Origin of the sequence: Vibrio campbellii CAIM 519 = NBRC 15631 = ATCC 25920, assembly GCF_002163755.1 — a bacterium.
Lineage (GTDB): Bacteria > Pseudomonadota > Gammaproteobacteria > Enterobacterales > Vibrionaceae > Vibrio > Vibrio campbellii.
In genome coordinates this window covers 2145779-2165977 of the sequence record NZ_CP015863.1, presented here as the reverse complement: position 1 = coordinate 2165977, position 20199 = coordinate 2145779, and the positions used below count along the sequence as shown (strand labels likewise).

Below are 20199 nucleotides of genomic sequence, written 5' to 3'. Positions count from 1 at the left end.
CCGCATGGTTGGGCGTTACTTGTTTGTGGTTTAAGCGCGGCTTTTAGCCAGTAGCTGGTCCACTTTTCCTTTTGCGGTTTTACTTACCGTCTGCATAAACTTAAAGCTTGGCGCTGCAATGCCCGATTGCTCAAGCTCTTCTACCATCAGCAACCACAGTTTTGCCGTTACCTGTGCATCGGCTAACGCGCGGTGGAATACACCATTGTTTTCAATGTTCTTATAACGAACCAACTCACCCAACTTGTGTGACGGCGCATCTTGAATCAGGCGTCTTGCCACCAATAAAGAACACGCGAACTCGCCAGAATAACCGCAGTCGATTCGCTCTAGCTCTGCATCCAGAAAGCGTTTATCGAACGACGCGTTGTGCGCAATAAGATTCTCACCTGCAATAAACTCACTGAACGATGCCATCACTTCATCGCAGCTCGGCGCGGTGCGTAGCATGTTATTGGTAATGCCAGTGTAGCCCTCAATAAATGAGCTCACACGAAAGCCAGGATTCATAAGTTGCTGAAAACTATCGACCACCTCACCATCAACGATCTTTACCGCACCGATTTCAATCGCGCGATCACCCATATTCGGAGACAGACCTGTGGTTTCAAAGTCGAGTACGACAACGGAGTTAGCTTTCGGCATGAAGTTTTCCAACTGAACAAAAAGGCGTAAGAGTATCGTGGAAGTGAAGCAAAAAACACTAGAGTGTAGCTTTAATGAGTATTTGAGTAATGCAATAGGGAGTTGATTAAGGGCTGAGACGTTCGGCTTTCAAATTAAAGTCTTACAAGAGATAGTGGAAATGTCGAATCATCAATACAGAGGCTGGTCAGAATCTAGCAGCCCTCATTTTAAGCTCTATCTTTGTTTCATTAGGAATAAAGTACCCAGTTAGTTAGATAAACAACCCCCCATACCAAGGAAGTCAAAAGGATGGTTAGTGCCACGATAGTAGATACTTTCCTAGTTAAGCTGGGCTTTTCAAAAATTGCACCTTCTTTTTCTCGTACTCTCTTCTCTTCATCAAAGTGCCATTTAACAGCGAAGTAACCACCTATACCCAGCACAATTAGCTTTAGAGCTCCAGCAAAGTAAGGAAAGAAATTTGCCCAATTACTACCCATGATTCATCCTTATCAAGTACAAAATTTCAAAACAATATAATACTATATTATATTTGATGTTTCCTAACTTAATGATATTCACTTTTGTGAAAAATTAGGTTTTGCGGTAAATAGTACTAAAAATGAATTTAAATAAACTTTAAAGGTACAGGTTTTTTACCCATTTTCGTTACGATACTAATGAATTTATATGTCTATGTAGACCTAGGGTTACGGTGTTTTTTATTAAATTTAATCGGCGGAAGTACGCTTAAATTACTAAACGTACATTGTTTAAGTTAAAAAAGCCCAGAATTTTTCTGGGCTTAGAACTATATTATAGAGGTTGTTGTTCTATATAATTTCTAGCCTTGTAATGTTTCAACTAGAAACTTTATATCGCTTTCCTAAGACGAATTGATTTTGGCGTTACTTCTATTAATTCGTCACTATTAATCCAAGTTAAAGCTTGCTCTAAGCTTAAACTCATGATCGCTTTCATAGCATAATTTTTATCAGCTACTGTTCTCCACATTCTTACAAGGTTTTTACCTTGACGGCAATTCACCCAAAGGTCGGCATCGTTAGAGGCAGCTCCAATGATTTGCCCTTGATATACTTGTTCACCGTGGTTGATCATTAATCTGCCGCGCTCCTGTATTGAAGATAGGGAATAGATTAAAGCTTTTCCAAGACCGTTTGAAACCAGAACACCTTCGCGTCTGCAACCGATATCACCAGCGATTTTTTTACCATAGCCAACATCTTCTTTATGAATACTTGCAGATCCTTCCGTCAAGCTTAATAAAGAATGCCTGATCCCCAATAACCCTCTCTTAGGTCCAAGAAATAGCAACCGTTGGTGACTATCATCAAGCGGTTGACTATGTTCAAACTGCGCTTTGCGGTAAGCCATTTCTTCGATAACTTTTCCCATAAACTCATTTGCGCAATCAACATAACATTTCTCGTAGGGCTCCTTTTTATCCCCTGCATCTGACTTCATTAGGATTGTTGGGCGTGATACGGAAAACTCATATCCCTCTCGGCGCATACTCTCAATCAATACTCCAAGGTGTAACTCACCACGACCTGAAACCTCATATACGCCAGCTTCTTTTGCCTCAGCAACGTGCAGAGAAACATTATGTGAAGCTTCAAGGTATAATCGTTCGGCTAGTTCACGAGATTGTAGAACCTTACCTTCCAAACCTGAAAAAGGAGAATCGTTAACGCTAAATTTTACCGAAACAGTAGGCGTATCTATCTCCAGAGCATCAAGATCAACATGGTGACCTCTTGAGGTAACAATGTCTGAAATCGAAATATCAGATATACCTGTTATCGCGATGATATCGCCTGCAACCCCGAAATCAACAGCGACACGACTCAACCCTTGTTGATGATAGACTTCTTTAATTTGACAAAAACGTGCATTTTGACCGGGTGCATTAACAGCAACTTTCTGGCCTCGATAAAAAGAGCCTGAAAGTACACGACCAATACCAATCAAACCAAGATACTCTGAATAATCAAGCTGATGAATTTGAACAATAGGTTCAGCATCCTCCAAAATTGCGGGCGGCATAACATTATCGACTAGCATATCGAGCAGTGGTTCCATACCATCATCAGTATTGGCTAGGCCGAAAGCGTCGTAAGCAACCCCATTTTTAGCTGAACAAAAAACCGCTGGGAAGTCTAGCTGCTCACAGTTCGCACCAAGTGTCACAAACAAATCATAGAGCTGGTCAATTGCTCTTTCAGGTTGAGCCTCAAATCGATCGACTTTGTTTACCGCCACCAAAAGCTTTAAACCTTTATTAATCGCTTTTTGAGCAACAAAGCGTGTTTGCGGCATTGGACCTTCTACTGCGTCAACGATGACCAGTACGGCATTTGCCATATCAATCACTCGCTCAACTTCACCGCCGAAATCAGCGTGTCCAGGTGTGTCTATAATGTTAATCCTCACGCCTTTCCAATCGATAGCTGTGACTTTAGATAAAATAGTGATGCCTCTTTCTTTTTCTTGAGCATTACAGTCCATCACTAGTTTTTGAGTACACTCGCTTCGTGTTAATGCATCAGCTTGTCTTAATAGTTGATCTACAAGTGACGTTTTGCCGTGATCAACATGAGCAACAATCGCAATATTACGAATGTCATTAGTATTTAACATTTTGTTATCCCCACATCGATTTGATGGAGCTATCTTATATAAGTATTTAAATAGTTAATATCGACATTTAGACTTTAAATGTACAAATAGAGACAAGTGAGAAATGTGACGTGAAGCGTAGTAAAAGATTAAAAAGGGGATTATTTCAATCGCCTTGCGGATTATTTGCTATCGGATTATCACTTAGAGTGATTGCGATGGAGGAAAGATCTAAGCTATGAAAGCTGAAGTAGTGATACAGAGTCAGAATAGCAACTTCGGTCAGGTAAATTTTTATTCTGATTTTTATAATTTCAGGTTAATGCTTAGACAGAGAGAATTAGCTTATGCAGAACACACCACTTTTAGACTCAGAAACCTCCATTGCTCGCTATGATGGTATTATTTCAACGATCTCGAGGTTTAGTGGAAAAGCTCCTATCAATGAATTGACGCGACGTTTTGAAAAAATACTAAATGTCAACCCGTGGATTACCTCAACACTAATTAGTAAGATTGATGATAAGATCCAATGCCAATATAAAGAAGATATCACTGATTTTTCACCTTGGTTTACAATTTATAATATCAGCGACTTACTCAATCATAATGATACCATTGATAAACTACTAGAAGTTATCGCAAAAGGAGAAAAAAGAGAGTTATTGGACGAGCTTTATCTTTTACCAACAGATCAATGCATAAATACCGATGCCAAGTTAGTTAAGTTCAGTGTCGTGGTAGATGAAGAAAATAATGAATTTATAATAATATTTTCGATGAATCATATCATCGCTGATGGTGCGAGTTATTATAAACTTTTAAACTCCATAAGTTTCGATGAAGATATTCCTTGTTTAAATTTCGAGAGAAAGCAGGACTTTACAAGGTTAGGCTTTGAAAAAAATCATATTATGGGAAGCAAAAAAAGAAAGCTGCATTTTTTTAATAAGAATATTAATCTTGACTTAATTGGTGAAATTAAGACTAGGGAGAATTCTATATCACCTGATGATTGGATATCACATCATGATATTATAGCTTCCATGTTTTTTGATGCCGTGAAATCTGATGTATCAATATATCCTGTAAATGCTAGGCCACATGTTGGTTACTTAAATCAACTGGATATTGGGAACTATATAAAGCCAATTGTTTTTAAGGCTGGCAACTCAATAGGACCGAAAGGTATACGTAGGGCTTTAAATAAATTTAAACAAAATCCTGAAGATAATGAATCTTGTAAAAATATAGCTGTTCATAACTCATTAGGTCCTAAGGAATCTTTCATTGAAAATAGTGATAGTAAAGCAGTTCTGACAAGTTGGGTTCAGAGTTACAAACAACTTTACTTAGGAGATGACTGTTCTTATCGTTTTCATATACCTCTTAAACCAAGTTACTTACATGGTGAATCCGTAGGTGAAATTGATCATCTCGCCATTTTATTTTGTTTTAATTCGACGACATGGAAGTTAGTAGGAATGACTTCTAAACCTGAATGGTTAGACGATCATCCACTTTTTTCTAAAATTTAGCTTTCACTATTATGGATATTGTTTTTATTATTATCTGAATGCTTTTTTAGTACAGGTATACAGATTTTTGTAATTAACTCTGACTCTGGAACAAATAGAGGAGAGTTAATATGTTCAAAGAGAATGGGAGCAGGCATTGCTTCCCATTCAGTTTTTGGTAGCCATTCAGTAACAATTTTTGTGATTGCATGGATAAAGCCATGAATTTCTCTTTGCCCAACATAGTTCAGAACAGCATAATAGCCTTCAGGAATGACGTTGGAGAATATGCCAAGGTCATTTTCTGGTACTTTACAATCAATTGTAAATGCAAAGTCACATCGATACTCAGAACTAGCACCCTCCAGAGGATTCGAATAAGGCATAGTAATAAACGATCCTGCCTCAGTTTCGTTAAGGTAATTACTTTTAACCAACCATGATAACAAAGTATCAAAAGTTCTCATGCCCTCTAGGTACTCTCCCTTGTGAGTTATCATTACGCATTTTCTACTATGGTACTTTTCGATATTAACATCAAATTCTTTTTCTCTTACGGGAATTCTTATATTAAATTTATGTCCCCAGCTTGACCATTGTGGATTTTTTCTAAAATCTGTAGGTGTTTGGTTGAATAAACGTAAAAATGCACGACTAAAAGCTTCTGGGCTTTCAAAACCTGCAGAAAGTGCGATGTCAATTATTTTAAGTTCTTTAAAATATGCTAACTTAAAAGATGCGCAACGTAGTCGAGAAAGTAATATGTATCGGTGTGGGCTGACACCAACGATAGATTTGAATACTCTTTGAAAGTGATACTTTGATACTCTTGCTACATCACTTAATTCTTGGAGTGAGTAGCTTTTATCTGGCTCACTGTCAATTAAATAACAGACTGAACTAATTCTGTTTTCAATAGTTCTTGCTTTCACGTAATTCCTTCTGATACTAATTTTTATCATCACTAATTATAACATAAATTCACCAGTTAAAATGAAATTTTTACATTTTGGTTTCATTTTTAATTATTAATCTTTGTTAAAATTAATGATGATTAATTTTTATAAAACTATTTTATTTTTAATCTGTGATTTTTAGTATGCTCATTTGATCTTTTTTGTGAAGGCTTTTCTTAGTAAAACATACGAAATCACAGACTGTAATAACGAACATAAAACTAACAGTAACCAAATTATATTTTCATTAAAGTACGGCTGATTACTAAAGTAATAAATAAGACCTATCAACACTACCATACGGATTGCTGCGCTTATTAAAGTTGGAATAGTATTTCCTAAAGCTTGAAACATACCGTTCATAGTGAATATTAACCCTAGTATTGGGAAGCTCAATCCAACATATTGCAAGTAAGAAGAAGATGCTGATATTACAGATAAGTCATTGCTAAAATACTTTGGGAGCCAAGAGGGGAAGATAAAGCATATTATCGAAGAAATCGAAAGTAAAATTGTCGACATCATCAATGTAATTACAAATGTTTTTTTTACTCGATCATGTTTCCCAGCAGCATAATTCTGGCCAGCTATAGATGGACATGCAAAAGCAATAGCCATGGCTGGAAGTAAGATGGACTCACCAATTTTACTACCAAGACCGAACCCTGCCTGTTGAAGCGCACCAATGAGATTTAATGCCCAATATATAGCTCCTGTCGTAATAAAGTAAATCAGAAAGGTAATACCTGACGGAAAGCCCACCTTAAAAATACGTCTAAATACATCCCAATTTGACCTTATTAATTTCAAATCTATCTTAAGGCTCTTCAGTCTAAAGGTTGAGTAATACAAGGCTAGAAGCAAAGCGCTTACACCTGATAAAAAACTGGCTAGAGAAGCTCCCGAAACTCCCATTCCTGGTATGTAGTTTTTGATTCCATTAATAAATATTGGTGTAAGGCAGACATTAAATAGCTGAGAAATTATATTAATATATAGGAATGGTTTTGCTAAACCTATAGCGTACATTGGAGCTACTAGGGATGTGTAGATTACCTGTAACGATAAAAAAGGAATAAACCAAGTCAAATAATCCTTGGCTCTTAAGTATGTTTCTCTATCATCAACCACACTGCTAAGGTAACTGTCAATAAAAAGCTCGCCAGCGATTAGAACAATTATAGAAAATATCAACCCGTAAAATATACCATGGCTATAGATTTTGTTGGCATCTTCGAAATCTTTACGACCAACAGCATGAGATACAATAGTCACTAAACCCGTAAATAGCGTCTGAGTTATCAGCATATTTATAAAGGATATATTTCCTGATGTTGCGACGCCTGCCAGCGCAGAGCCGCCAAGTTTCCCTACAAAATAAACATCAACTAAGTTTGTTAATGTCTGAAAAATCATGTTGATTGCAATAGGAATTGCCATTATTAAAATGTGTTTATGCAAACTACCCTGTGTAAAGTCTTTCAATTGTCTGCCTTTATAGTTTAAATGTTGCTTTTGGTCTCTTTAATTTACATCCCCTTACTGTTGTCACAATAAGAACTAATATTAAAGAATTAACCATTCCTTTTGTGATTGAATTATAAACCTTGGTAAAATTAAAATCCTGACCCATGTTGCTATTTGTATTGTTTAAAATGCGCTTTGTTCTTCGCCGTTTTTGAAATGAGCCTATTAAATACGTCTTTCCCTTGTAAATATAAAGAACCAGTTTTGGATGACTTCAGGGTATATTGTCATACTAATTATGTGGAATTACATGCATGGTTTGGGTGTTTTTTAGTCAATTATTAAGGGTGATTTAAGACAGTTACTTATAAGGCTTATATGAAACTTTGTCAGATATCTTATTCTTATAGGTTCAAAGCCTTGTTGTTCGGGGACGCGAGTAAGGCTCAATTGATAAAAGTAATTGACTTGTTCTCGTGCTTATATTTTCTGTGTGAATGACTTTTCGTCTAACACTATTCTCGATTAATACAGCAAGGATATATGCACTATGCGTGGCTTCACGAAAAAAACCTTATTTTTCATGGCTTTTATTATGATGTTTTTCTGTAAAATCACTATTTTGTTTCACAGGATGTTGCTCTTTTTATCGCTATTAAGCACAAAGAATTTATGGTTTAAGTTTAAATATTTTACTTGTAATTTTCATGTGCAGGCGTATTTTTAGTCATTATCAATTGAATTTTTACAGCGAGGGTTATTTATGTCCGTTATTCCTGAAAGTTATGTTAACTATAAATCGACTCCAACATTCAATACTGACAACATTCCTAAAATGTTCCTCCACTTGCATAATACAAGGGAGGGGGTTTTTGGTAAGATTAATGTTATCAATGGTTCTTTAAAGTTCTACGGTTTCAGTGGAAGAAGAGGTGATGTGGAACAGGAAATAGTGATCGTTAAAGGAGAGTCGGTAATCGCGCCTCCAGAGTATTGGCATAAAGTCGAGTTCATGACAGAGGATACAAGCTTTCGCGTAGATTTCTACGCACACAAAGATTCAGACATTGCTATCGAAAGTCTCTCAGAGCGCAGTGGCAACTGATTTTTAATAGGCCAACGGCGTTTAGGATTATCGTTTTTTCAAATTCAGGTAAGATTTACCGCATAAGCATCTCTAACGGATTGCTAACTAAAGACACTTATACTGCTGTAAAAATTTAAACTATATTTGCTAGTTTTCATCGTTGGTCTTAAGTCTAATGTTCATTGTTACCATCTTAATAAAAAAGATAAAGCGTACGGCCATCCCTGATGGTATCAAATTTACCTTCACAACTGGTTTCGTTAATTAATATACTTTCTAACTTCCTCCGCCTTCAGGCTCAACCTGCTTCTCTGCTCCCTGATTCCCCCATAGCATTCGCAGAATATGAATTTCTCTCATACTCAATGTGAAGCATTTCCAATGTCGTTACAACTTTCTAGAAGGTATAAAAAAAGTCGCTAGACATTCGTTAGCTTTTATCAAGGGAAAGGATACCAATTCATTATGAATAACGATTTCAACTTTGCTATTAAGAGCATCCGTTTTGATGAGAATTACCAACCATCAGACAGCACGCGCATCACGACCAACTTTGCCAACTTAGCTCGTGGTGACAGCCGCCAAAATAACCTTCGTAATGCACTGCGTATGATCGACAATCGTTTTAATGCCTTGGCACATTGGGATAACCCAAATGGCGATCGTTACAGTGTCGAGTTGGAAATCATCTCTGTGGATATGGATATTCAAGGCAGTGGTGAAGCGTTCCCTTCTATCGAAGTGCTTAAAACCAACATTGTTGACCGCAAAACCAATGAACGTATCGAAGGTATTGTCGGTAACAACTTCTCTTCTTATGTGCGTGATTACGACTTTAGCGTTCTGCTTCTAGACCACAATAAAGACCAGCCTCAATTTAGTATTCCTGCTGATTTTGGTGAGTTGCACGGCAAGCTGTTTAAAGCGTTCGTGAAGTCGGAATCGTACCAACAACATTTCCAAAAGCCGCCAGTGATTTGCTTGAGTGTATCGGACAACAAGATTTACCGCCGTACTGACAACCAGCATCCTGTGTTGGGTTTTGAATACCAGCCAAACGAATCGTCACTGACTGAGCAGTACTTCAAAAAGATGGGCTTGCAAGTGCGCTACTTTATGCCGCCAAACAGTGTTGCTCCGTTGGCGTTTTACTTCTTCGGTGACTTGTTGAATGACTACTCGAACCTAGAGCTGATCAGCACAATCAGTACCATGGAGACGTTCCAAAAAATTTACCGCCCAGAGATTTACAACGCGAACGCGGTAGCCGGCCAGTGTTACCAACCGAACTTGAAGAATCTCGATCACTCGTTAACCCAAATCGTTTATGACCGCGAAGAGCGCAGCCAGCTTTCGAAAGAGCAAGGGAAGTTTGCTGAGGAGCACTTCATCAAACCTTATCAAGCGATCCTTGAGCAATGGTCAGCAAATTACGCGTAATCGAAAACGATAATCTAGAAGGGAATGACGATGAAAACACTATTACCAACTTCAACGGCGGGCAGCTTACCTAAGCCTTCTTGGCTTGCTCAACCAGAGACGCTTTGGTCACCGTGGAAACTGCAAGGCGAAGAGCTAATTGATGGCAAACGCGATGCGCTGCGTGTTTCTTTACAAGTGCAAGAACTGGCAGGGGTCGATATTGTCAGCGATGGAGAACAAACTCGCCAACACTTTGTGACGACCTTTATTGAACACCTTAGTGGCGTAGACTTCGAGAACCGCAAAACCGTGACCATTCGTAATCGCTATGACGCGAGTGTACCGACGGTGTTTGGCCCTGTGAGCCGAACTAAACCTGTGTTTGTGGAAGATGCGAAGTTCTTGCGTCAGCAAACCAAACAGCCGATCAAATGGGCGCTTCCGGGGCCAATGACGATGATCGATACGCTGTATGATGATCACTACGGTAGCCGAAAAAAACTGGCTTGGGAATTCGCAAAGATCCTTAACCAAGAAGCTAAAGAGCTTGAAGCGGCAGGCGTCGACATTATCCAATTTGATGAGCCCGCATTTAATGTGTTCTTTGATGATGTGAACGAGTGGGGCATCGCGTGTTTAGAGCGCGCCATTGAAGGGCTAAAGTGCGAAACCGCAGTGCATATCTGCTATGGCTACGGCATCAAAGCCAACACGGATTGGAAGAAGACGCTGGGCTCTGAGTGGCGACAGTACGAAGAGGTATTCCCGAAGTTGCAGAAATCCAATATCGATATCATCTCACTTGAGTGTCACAACTCGCGCGTGCCTATCGAACTACTAGAACTGATTCGCGGCAAGAAGGTGATGGTTGGCGCAATTGATGTGGCAACCAACGAGATTGAAACACCAGAAGAAGTTGCAGAAACACTGCGCGAAGCACTTAAGTACGTCGATGCCGACAAACTTTACCCATGCACCAACTGCGGCATGGCGCCTCTCTCTCGTGAAGTTTCAACTGCTAAGCTTAATGCACTCAGCGCTGGCGCAGAGATTATCCGTAAAGAGTTGGCGGGCTAGTATCGAAATTGATCTTCGATACGGAGGCTTAAAACAGGGTCTTTCCAGCGAGTCTAGACGAGACTAGGAATCTACTAACAACTCGCTGGGGCATGGTTCTAACTTCCGAACTTCACAGCTCTCGGTGAGTAGATCCTGAATCACCTCCTCCCTCGTTGTTCAGGATGACGTACGTTGGTAGATACGTTGCTCACGATGTTCTTATATGTGGTATGTATCCAAAGTTGGGTCATTCCAGCGAGTCTAGACGAGACTAGGGATCTGCTCACCTCTCGCTGGGAAATGGCGATAACCTCAGACCTTAACAGCACTTTGTGGGTAGATCCTGAATCACCTCGTTCCTCGTTGTTCAGGATGACGGACGGTGGTACATTCTCTTTATTCAAACGCTTGAGTATATTCACCTTCAAGCGGCTCATAGGAGATGAGAATGTTATCGAAAAATTCCACCGGTCTGATTGTTGTCGATGTGCAAGGTAATTTGGCAACGCTCATGCACGAAAGCGAAGCACTGATTGAAAGCACCACCAAATTAGTCAAAGGAGCGAAAGCACTTAACTTGCCCATCCTATGGCTGGAACAAAACCCAGAACGCTTGGGGCCAACGGTTGAGCCGATCCGCGAAGTGTTAGCGAAGGACCATTTGCCGATCGCTAAACACACTTTCGATGGTTGCAAAGAACCGACATTCAAGCTCGCGGTAGAAAACGCCAAAGTCGATACTTGGCTAGTTTGTGGTATCGAGGCGCACATTTGCGTGTATCAAACCGCGGTGTCGCTGCGTCAAATGGGCTACCGAGTGGAACTGGTGACGGATTGTGTCTCTTCCCGAACGCCAGCAAACAAAGCGTTAGCGCTGGCAAAACTGACTGCGAATTGTGTTGGCCTTACAGGCGTTGAGATGTGTTTGTATGAAATGGTAGAAGATTGCCGAGCACCAGAGTTTAAAGAGATCTTAGGGCTGATTAAGTAGAGAATAACGGATTAGAACGCCAATCACGGTAGAGGTAAAGATGGAACTGAGAGCGTTTGAGCATGAAGACTATGAGACTCTGATTCAATGGATTGATTCAGACAAATTGAATTACCAATGGGGTGGGCCGAATTTTCATTATCCTCTGGATCATCAACAAATCAGCCTCCATTGTGCGAGACCCGAAGTGTTTCCATTTCTCCTTGTTTGCGATGGGAAGAAGGCGGGTTATGTTGAGTTGTTCAAAGTATCGGACGCCCATTTCCGTATTTGTCGTGTTTTTGTTGCTGATGCGTTTCGAGGGCAAGGCCTTGCGAAAGTGATGCTAACGCAACTTATCGTACTATCTCAAACTCAGCATCAGGCTGGTGTATTGTCATTGGCAGTCTTCGTGCGTAACACCGTCGCCAAGAATTGTTATGAATCTCTTGGGTTCGAAGTGACTTCTCACGAATCAGGAACCCGTTCTTTTGATGGGGAGGCATGGGATTTGTTATTGATGGAAAAGCGTTTGTAGCTATCTATATTAAATATATTTTCACCTACCTTTCTCCCCGCCTATTTTGTAATTCGCTCCCTTGGCAATCGAGTGCCAAGGGACGCATAGTTTTTGAGTGCTGAGCTTTCGTCTTTTGACGTGTTTGGCCCTAGCGGTTGTTATCAGCGCTGTCATTCTCCGGGAAAAGTGCCGCTTGCGTTTCTTCCAGCCCTTCAGGGGTGTATTTATAACCTTTGCCGATACTCATGTTTTTGTATTTCACCAATATCTTTTCAATGATCAGAGATTGAATGCGAAGGGCATCTTTACCTAGTTTTTGTGCAATAAACTCACTCAGTGTTTGTATGGTCACGTTATGGAATTTTGGCTCTGTACCTTTCCCCATGTCCGTTTGGACTTGGACTACGAGATCTTTTTCCTTATTGGCGATCTGAGTCAGGTGTTCCTTAAACTTTTCGTTGTAGATGTCGGAAGTAGCGTTTAGGCGTAGCTTGTTAATTCTCGGGTATTGGATTTTTTGTGCATCTTGCAGTTTTAACTTTAACTCTTTAAACTCAATGGACTTATCTTTGTTGATGCTTTCAAAGAACTTCATATCGTTGGAGACATCGATATCTTCTGAAGAGGAGATAAACGCAGGGTCAAACAGTACATTGGTGTTTAGCATCGTAAATTGTTCGATAGGGCGTCCTCTCACTTTATCTGACTCGACCATGGTTTTCTTCGGTGCCTCTGACCCTTTTTCGTAAGTGTCTCCGCTGGTTGAACCGAGTGAAAAATACAGAGTGGTATCATCTTTGACTTTCGATGTGGCTTGCTCGGCTGCAGAGATTAGGTCCATGTCAGACATCAACACATTGCAGTCCATCATGGTGACTTTTTTGAACTGATTTTGTTTGCAAAAATCGACAACGGCTTTTCTTGTCGCACCAAATCCAACCGTTCCTGATTCGAATTCCCAGCCTACGAGACCAACTCCCGCATCACGTAAGTATGCTCCCATCTGTTCATCGTATAGAGCTAGCTCACTTTGATGCACAAACAAGTACACGGGGCGACTCGTACCTTCTGTATACCAATACAGCTCTTGGAGCTTCTCTTTTATCAGAAACTGTTGTGGCATGCCGACTGAAGGAACGATCAAAGCGGTGCCAGTGGAGGATTGCGGGGCAATTCTTTCCTCAAAGTGGGAGGCCGTAGGTAAGCTGGCATTCTGGCTTTGTTGTCGAGTTTGTCTCGGGCTCTGGTCATTGATCTGACGACGATAGTAAACACGCTCCAACTCTCTACTGCGGTTGAGAATTTGATCGACAACGGCAGGCTCATACTTAAGTGCTCCCGTGTTATCGCTAACGACATAGCGATAGTTAAAGCGAATTAGGGCTTCTGGCCGCTTGTTTTTTACCTCGAGTTCACCGCTATTAACGTATGCCCACCAGTCCTGTTTAAAGGTGGTCCATGTCGCATTGTTTTCAGCATCTCGCTTGCGTTTAGCTGGTTCAGGATTTTGCGTGGTATTGAGCTGGTCGCTTTTTCTCTTTTGGGCTTTGTTTGAGGAAGAAGCCGCTTGATTATTGTCACCGTACATACGTATTTTCACTTCTTTTGAATATCGTCGAAGATAGTTTTTTTCGCTCTTGGTCGCGGAATGACAGACGATAGTGAATCGTCTTATTGGCCCGCAGGGATGCTGGTTATATGCGTCAGTTGCAATTCATCTTCGACAAAAGATACCGTGATGCGCAGCAGTCTGTTTTCGATTTTTTGCACATTCAATACCGGTGTGTTTGGGGATAATCCAGCTTGGCTAAAGATGTTGATCACCGTAGAGGGCTGCGTTAAATCAGCATACTCTCCCCAAACATCACGTTGCGAATAGTTGCCCCATACATCACCAAGAGGGTAGGCATCACCAACGGAAAAGGTATCTTGAGGACAAGTTTGCTCAGAGTTGGCCTCTTCTTGGGGTTGCTCGGCCGCACTAACAGTCAATACATCGCCGACTTTGAGAGCGAGTGGATCACTTTCATAGTTCGGATTGAGCTTGAGTAGTGCTTTTGCCGACAAACCGTATTGAGGCGCAATGTCTGTCCACTGCTCTGGAGAGCCGTCGTCGTTGGTGCGGACTTTATGGTTTTGGGCTTGGCTTGTTTCGCTGGTGGATTGTGTGGCGGCTTGTTTTCGTGGCAACAAAGGCTGCTTCACAATGGTTTTGAGCGCATCGATATCAATGAATGTTGCGTTCTGTTTTAACCAAGCAGCATTGATTTCTGCAAGCTCATCATTGGTAAGTTTTTCTTGGCGATAGAAAATATGCTGGGGCGCGGCTTTTTTTCCTTCGATGGCAACCGGGACAAGCATGGCGTTGAATGTTTTTTTGCTGACGAGCTTGTCTTTGATGCCATGCGGGCTAGACTCAGTCATTTGCCAAGAGAACTTATCGTTGCCAAGGATAGCCATTTCATACATCAGCTTCCCATCATAGAAGTAATAATAAAACCCTTGTGCTGCCCACCCAAGTAAGCTCTTTGTTTCTACTGCTGGAATAAAAGGAATGAACTCCGCGTTAGTATATTCACTGCCAAGTGGTTTTGGTGTGATTGTGTATTTTTGCTGTAAGCCGATGTCTTGAAAAAGTTCGTGTAAAAGGGTTTTGTCTTCGGCTTCGAAGCATTCTGCTGTTAATACGGTACACGGTGATGGCTGTGTTTGTTCTAATTTTCCCCAGCGCTTAATAAGCGGTTCATTTGGCGTTTTCGCCAGAGAAAATACACCAGGCTGAAGCGTATTTAAGTCATCCTTTGGAGCATGAATCTTTATTCGGCATTCAAACTCAGCGGTGGCTTGTGATTGAGCGTCAGTTACGAGTGAGCTGTAGCTCGCCTGAGCACAGCTTTTTGAATGTGATTGGCTGCTAGCCGATGAGTACTGGTTTGCGCTGGAGCGATTACTTGACGGAGTTAGTGCGGAATCGATAAGTGGAGCGTAGCCAGCTCCCCTCACACGCTTTGATGCTGGACGCTTCATTGATATCGCCTCTTGGATTTAATTGGTGATAGCTTAGCGGCAATTAAACGAACGCACTATAGACAGAATAACCAATTCCATTTGCTTAGTTACTAAAACTGTAGGCATATCGAAAGTGATAGAGGTAAGGGTTTTAATGACAAAAAACGTTATTAATACAGGGCGAAAAGGGGAATAATTGATATTGATGATACTGAAGTATAACCATATTTCTGACTTATTTTAGCGAAGCATTATTAATAATTATTCACTAGCGCTATTGGAATATGAAAAGCACAGAACGCGCTTATTCAAACTCTCGCTGGTATCTTGGCAGCATGGATTCATTACCAAGTAATCCACCTTGATGGATGTAGATCAGTGTCTTGTCTTTATTTTCTGCCAACCACGGTTGCAAGCATTGCCACATGTATGGGTCGTACAGCAGATCGAATTCGAGGTTGGTCTGATCGTAGAGCGCGTTCCACGTTTCGTAATCGCTTTGATACAAACGTCCGAAATGATGCTTATCACGCACCGAGAGAATCGTTGGGTGGTTTTCACTTTCGAGTGTGTTGAATTGCTCAGTCAAGTATTCAGCATTGCCGACACAAGCGCAGGTGATGACCTCGATTCCGTGTGGCTTTAAGTGCTTGCTCAAATACAGAGCGGTTGTGCCCGTTCCTGATGGCAAGGCCACTACAAACTGCTTTTTGCCTTCAAGGCGTGTCCAATCAAGCAGTTCACGCGCCAGTTGTTTTACACCGGCTTCGGCAATCTTCGCTTTTCCGCCTTCAGGGACAACCAAGGTTGTATCGTCTAACCCACGCACTTGTTCAATGTATTCAGTGGGATGAAGGGGGGATTCGATCTCTTGCATTGCCGTGATGTTCATTCCTAAATCCAGCGCACCTCGATAGTTGCCGATTGGGGAATCTTTGAGCCAAGACGGGATATGTTGAACATAAAACTCAAAGTTCCAGCCTTTGATTTGCGCCAGAGCGGCAAGGGAGTACATCGCATTGGATTGAGCAGAACCGCAGCTGATGAGGGTTTTGATGTCGCTGTTCTGCGTTTCCATCAACGCCATAAACTTACGTGCTTTGTTCCCAGAGAAGTGAGAATGCAGCATGTCATCACGCTTAAGGAAAAAGGTGTGACCGTTAAAGTTGTGCTGAGTTATCGGGCTTTCAGAGAGTTTCATGCGACTACTGACGTGTCCAACCACGCGACCTTGCCGTTAAAAAGGGCGCGTAGTGTAACGCCAATAAACCCAGATAAAAAGTCCGTGTTTCAATACAACCTTTTCGATTATTCCTGATGGTCATTGGAGTCTTAAAAGGTTTCATACCCAATAAGGTTTGCAGCAGAAATGAACCAAACAGCATCACAACTCGCGTTTCTTCCTCAAGCCACGTAAACTACGCCGCTTATTTTCATTCAATCAGAAGGCTTGGTTTTGCAAACTCTAGAACAATTAAAAACAGGACAATTGGTAGGAATCAAACAACTGAAGTTGGCGCAAGGGCTAACTGAGTTTCCTATGGAAATTTTAGAGCTTGCAGAAACGCTTGAAGTGTTGGATTTATCCGGCAACGCACTGTCAGATTTACCTCCAGAATTGGAACAACTGACCAAGCTGAAAATCATCTTTGCTTCAAACAATCAGTTCACCCATTTGCCAGAGGTTCTGGGCAAGTTGCCAAATCTTGAGATGGTTGGGTTCAAAACCAACAAGATTAAAATGGTGAGTGAAGCCTCGCTGCCAAGCCAGTTGCGTTGGTTGATTCTGACGGATAATGAGATTGAAGTTCTCCCAAACAGCCTTGGTGAAAGACCGCGCCTAAGAAAACTGGCGCTGGCAGGCAACCTCATCAAGCAACTGCCAAACAGCATGGAAAACTTGGTCAATCTGGAATTGATTCGTCTGTCTGCTAACCAGCTTGAGCACTTCCCTGATGTGTTGATGAAGCTGCCCAAGCTGGCGTGGTTTGCTTTCGCGGGTAACCCATTTTGCAAGCATCCTTCTTCGCTAGACAGCGTGCCTAAGGTTACAACTGACAGTTACTCGCTTAACCACTTTCTCGGTCAAGGCGCGAGTGGGGTGATTTCTCATGCGAATTGGACTGACGCGCAGTATGAGTTCCCGAATGAAGTGGCGGTAAAAGTGTTTAAGGGTGAAGTGACCAGCGACGGCTTCCCGCATGACGAGCTTGAAGCGTGTTTGCAAGCAGGGCATCACAACAATTTGGTGAAATCCATCGCGCAGGTGGATGATGGTAATGAGCTTGCGTTGGTGATGGAGCTGATTCCAGACAGCTATTACAACTTAGGTTTGCCGCCAACACTGGAAACCTGTACACGAGACACCTTCCCACAAGGGTTTACCTTAACTGTCGAGCAAGTAAATGCGATTGTTGAACAGATGGTGGATGTGTTTAATCATTTGCATAACAACAAGGTGTGTCACGGTGATTTGTATGCGCACAATACTTTGGTGAATGAACAAGGTGGGATGATCTTCGGTGATTTTGGTGCGGCGAGTATTTACGGTTACCTATCCGAACAGCAGCAAGCGGCGATCAAAACCATTGAAGCCAGAGCGTTGACGTACTTTATCGAAGATGTGTGTTCTGTTTGTGAAGACTCGAAAGCAGCATTGGAAGTGATGAATCGCTTTGCGTCGCTCGCGGCGTAATAGTTCATTCAATCGAATAAGAAAGAGGTATCGTTTTGCCCGGTTTGATGTTGAGCAAATGATTAAAACAGGGCAAATGAGATACCTCTTGATTGAATCTTGTGCAGAGAAAGTTACGCTGAGCAATCTTCTTAATGCTCTGACGCAAGGTCAATCACTGCCTCACATCCACCCTCTGGATGTGTACCAATCGTAAAATGCCAGCCATAACGTTGGCACAAATCATCGACAATCATTAGACCCAATCCGTGTCCCCCCGAGTGTGGAATGGTGGAGAAGCCTTCACCTTCGTCACGCACCGAGATGGTGTGTTCATCCATACTGATATGAATGGCTCCCGATGTTGTCGCAGCGATGCCGTTGCGAATGAGGTTACCAAGAATAATGGTGAGTACCGCGTTGGTTGCTTTGGTCTTAGGTGTCCCGCTGACGTTCATTTGCAAGGCCAGTGATTTTTCGTCTGCTTGCGCTTGGCTTTGCGCAATGATCCTAGTGAGCTCTTCTTCAGAGATGGCTCTTACTGGTGAATCATCCGTATTGCGCTCGTAACGAACTAGTCCTAGTAAAACGTCTACCATGGTTGACATCTGCTGTGTCGCATCTTGAATTCGATTGACTTGGCGTGTCTGGAAATCCGTACTCGCACTTCTGGCTAATAAGCTGCTCGAGCCTTTCATTACGGTCAGCGGCGTACGAAGCTCGTGGCTTGCATATCGCGCAAAGGCTTGTTCTCGTTTGATGACTTGATTGATCTTGTGACGATCTTCGTTGAGCTTTTCGGCCAAGGCTTGAAACTCTTTGGCGGAGCCATTAGGTACACTGAAGGTTTGAGCTAGGTCACCTTGGTTGTGGTCTAACTGGATTTTCAGCGTATTTACGGGCTCTATCAATCGTTGGGATAGACGCAGCAATAGGTTACCAAATAAGAAAATCAAAACAGCAACAATAGAAAGCACCGCAGCCACCACGAGGATAAACTCTTCAGAGGTTATCTCGATTTCATCAATGAGGGAAATCAGGATAATTGGGTGAACAATGCCTTTATTGGTGTAGGAACCCATGTAGATCATGCGTGAGTCTGGCTCGTCGCCAATTTCATCTAGAAAACGTTTTTTGCCGGTAAGATATTTGCGAAATTCTTCTGGCACTAAGTTGATGTCGTTGTATGCGGTTGTCAGCAAATCGAGCTTGATTTTGCCTTGATCGGGATGAGATTGAAAATAAACGATGGCTTCTTTTTTGTCGATCATAATGCGACGTTCACCCACGCGATCTTCTGACCAAAGCAGTGCGCCGGTGATGAGTAAAAAGCAGAACAGGCCAATAACAACAGAGACAAATGAGAAGAACAGTGCTAAACGGCCTGTCATCGTTTGAGTGCTTTGAGTGCTGTTTAACCATCGGAGGATCATGCTCCGGTCTCCAGGCGGAAACCAACTTTAGGCACCGTGATAAGAACATGCTTTTGAAAGGGTTTATCGAGTTGGTTACGCAGTTGGTAAATATGGCTGCGCAGTACATCGTTGTTGGGCTCGTTTTCTTGCCATAGCTGAAAGGCGATCTCTTCACGCGTGACCACGTCTGGTGCATTTTTGACCAGCATTTCTAGAATGGTATAGGTCGTCGGGTTGAGCACTAAGAGCTTATCTTGACGGTAGGCTTGACGTGTTTTTTGGTCGATAGAGACTTCACCGTATTCCAATTTACTCGAAGCCACGGTGCCACGGTAACGGCGGATCAGCGCCATCATGCGCGCTTCGAGAATATCCAAGTCGAAGGGTTTTGTTAGGTAGTCATCGGCACCGTGCTGAAAGCCTTTGAGCATATCGTCGCGGCTATCAAGCGCGGTCAGCATCAGCACTGGCGTATTATTTCCCGCATCGCGAAGTTTATTACACATGGTTAAGCCATCCATGCGTGGCAGCATTAGGTCGAGCAAAATGATGTCAAAGGTGTTTTCCATCGCCAGCTTCAAGCCCAGCTCGCCATTGTCCGCGTAATCGAGCTCCATACCTGCACACTCAAAATAATCGAACAGCATGCCTGCAATTTCTCGATTATCTTCGACCAAAAGTACGCGTTTCATGTATTTCTCTCCAATCAGGCGGGTTTTCGCAATTAAGGGTATTTCCTTAACCGAACATTATGCACTAAGGGTGTGAAAAAGATGTCAACAACAACTATTTCACGCCGCTATTAATAGACTGCATCCATTCATCGGATACAGTGG

General features: G+C 42.0%; 17 protein-coding genes. 7 read left to right on the top strand and 10 right to left on the bottom strand.

The genetic code is table 11. The annotated features are described in order from the left end of the window. Positions 1–30 precede the first annotated feature (30 nt). The 3 genes from A8140_RS10405 to A8140_RS10395 all read right to left on the bottom strand — a co-directional run bounded on the left by A8140_RS10405 (position 31) and on the right by A8140_RS10395 (position 3288). Positions 31–645, bottom strand: coding sequence for a 3'-5' exonuclease (locus A8140_RS10405; protein WP_005535788.1), 615 nt, complete (start codon positions 643–645; stop codon positions 31–33). A gap of 230 nt (positions 646–875) precedes the next feature. Further along, positions 876–1127 (bottom strand): hypothetical protein, encoded by a 252-nt coding sequence (locus A8140_RS10400; RefSeq protein WP_005535785.1) that lies wholly within the window; start codon positions 1125–1127, stop codon positions 876–878. A 373-nt stretch (positions 1128–1500) separates the two neighbouring features. Further along, positions 1501–3288 (bottom strand): GTP-binding protein, encoded by a 1788-nt coding sequence (locus A8140_RS10395; protein ID WP_005535782.1) that lies wholly within the window; start codon positions 3286–3288, stop codon positions 1501–1503. 326 nt (positions 3289–3614) lie between these two features. Here A8140_RS10395 and A8140_RS10390 point away from each other — a divergent pair, with 326 nt between their 5' ends. After that, on the top strand, positions 3615–4805 hold the full coding sequence (locus A8140_RS10390; RefSeq protein ID WP_038863396.1) for a hypothetical protein: 1191 nt from the start codon (positions 3615–3617) through the stop codon (positions 4803–4805). Here the strand turns inward: A8140_RS10390 and A8140_RS10385 are convergent. Further along, positions 4802–5716, bottom strand: a complete 915-nt coding sequence (locus tag A8140_RS10385) for an AraC family transcriptional regulator (RefSeq protein ID WP_005537073.1) — start codon at positions 5714–5716, stop codon at positions 4802–4804. The two genes, A8140_RS10390 and A8140_RS10385, sit on opposite strands and share 4 nt — an antisense overlap. 171 nt (positions 5717–5887) lie before the next feature. Beyond that, the gene (locus A8140_RS10380; RefSeq protein ID WP_038863393.1) at positions 5888–7225 is read right to left on the bottom strand and encodes an MATE family efflux transporter; all 1338 of its coding nucleotides are present in this window, start codon (positions 7223–7225) and stop codon (positions 5888–5890) included. A gap of 745 nt (positions 7226–7970) precedes the next feature. On the opposite strand from A8140_RS10380, the gene A8140_RS10375 reads away from it, so the two are divergent. From A8140_RS10375 to A8140_RS10355, 5 genes are all read left to right on the top strand, one after another. Beyond that, entirely contained in the window at positions 7971–8312 is a 342-nt protein-coding gene (locus A8140_RS10375) for a TehB family protein (protein WP_038863391.1), read from the top strand. 447 nt (positions 8313–8759) lie between these two features. After that, positions 8760–9734 (top strand): DUF1852 domain-containing protein, encoded by a 975-nt coding sequence (locus A8140_RS10370; RefSeq protein WP_005535053.1) that lies wholly within the window; start codon positions 8760–8762, stop codon positions 9732–9734. 30 nt (positions 9735–9764) lie between these two features. Further along, positions 9765–10793 (top strand): methionine synthase, encoded by a 1029-nt coding sequence (locus A8140_RS10365; RefSeq protein ID WP_005535055.1) that lies wholly within the window; start codon positions 9765–9767, stop codon positions 10791–10793. 430 nt (positions 10794–11223) lie between these two features. Continuing rightward, positions 11224–11766 (top strand): hydrolase, encoded by a 543-nt coding sequence (locus A8140_RS10360; protein ID WP_005535057.1) that lies wholly within the window; start codon positions 11224–11226, stop codon positions 11764–11766. A 40-nt stretch (positions 11767–11806) separates the two neighbouring features. After that, a complete protein-coding gene (locus tag A8140_RS10355; RefSeq protein ID WP_005535058.1) occupies positions 11807–12283 on the top strand; it encodes a GNAT family N-acetyltransferase in 477 nt (158 codons plus the stop codon). Positions 12284–12413: 130 nt separating this feature from the next. Here A8140_RS10355 and A8140_RS10350 read toward each other — a convergent pair whose 3' ends face one another. The 3 genes from A8140_RS10350 to A8140_RS10340 all read right to left on the bottom strand — a co-directional run bounded on the left by A8140_RS10350 (position 12414) and on the right by A8140_RS10340 (position 16475). Further along, positions 12414–13853, bottom strand: coding sequence for a hypothetical protein (locus A8140_RS10350; protein ID WP_005535060.1), 1440 nt, complete (start codon positions 13851–13853; stop codon positions 12414–12416). An 83-nt stretch (positions 13854–13936) separates the two neighbouring features. Next, positions 13937–15292, bottom strand: a complete 1356-nt coding sequence (locus tag A8140_RS10345; RefSeq protein ID WP_038863389.1) for a LysM peptidoglycan-binding domain-containing protein — start codon at positions 15290–15292, stop codon at positions 13937–13939. A gap of 286 nt (positions 15293–15578) precedes the next feature. Then, positions 15579–16475: a 1-aminocyclopropane-1-carboxylate deaminase/D-cysteine desulfhydrase gene (locus tag A8140_RS10340; RefSeq protein ID WP_005535066.1), complete on the bottom strand. Its 897-nt coding sequence runs from the start codon at positions 16473–16475 to the stop codon at positions 15579–15581. A gap of 255 nt (positions 16476–16730) precedes the next feature. On the opposite strand from A8140_RS10340, the gene A8140_RS10335 reads away from it, so the two are divergent. Continuing rightward, positions 16731–17969, top strand: coding sequence for a leucine-rich repeat-containing protein kinase family protein (locus A8140_RS10335; protein ID WP_005535069.1), 1239 nt, complete (start codon positions 16731–16733; stop codon positions 17967–17969). Between the two features lie 131 nt (positions 17970–18100). Here the strand turns inward: A8140_RS10335 and A8140_RS10330 are convergent, their stop codons facing one another. Then, positions 18101–19381 (bottom strand): sensor histidine kinase, encoded by a 1281-nt coding sequence (locus A8140_RS10330; RefSeq protein ID WP_005535071.1) that lies wholly within the window; start codon positions 19379–19381, stop codon positions 18101–18103. After that, positions 19378–20055, bottom strand: a complete 678-nt coding sequence (locus A8140_RS10325; protein WP_005535073.1) for a response regulator transcription factor — start codon at positions 20053–20055, stop codon at positions 19378–19380. The genes A8140_RS10330 and A8140_RS10325 overlap by 4 nt, the downstream gene beginning before the upstream one ends. Positions 20056–20199: the final 144 nt, after the last annotated feature.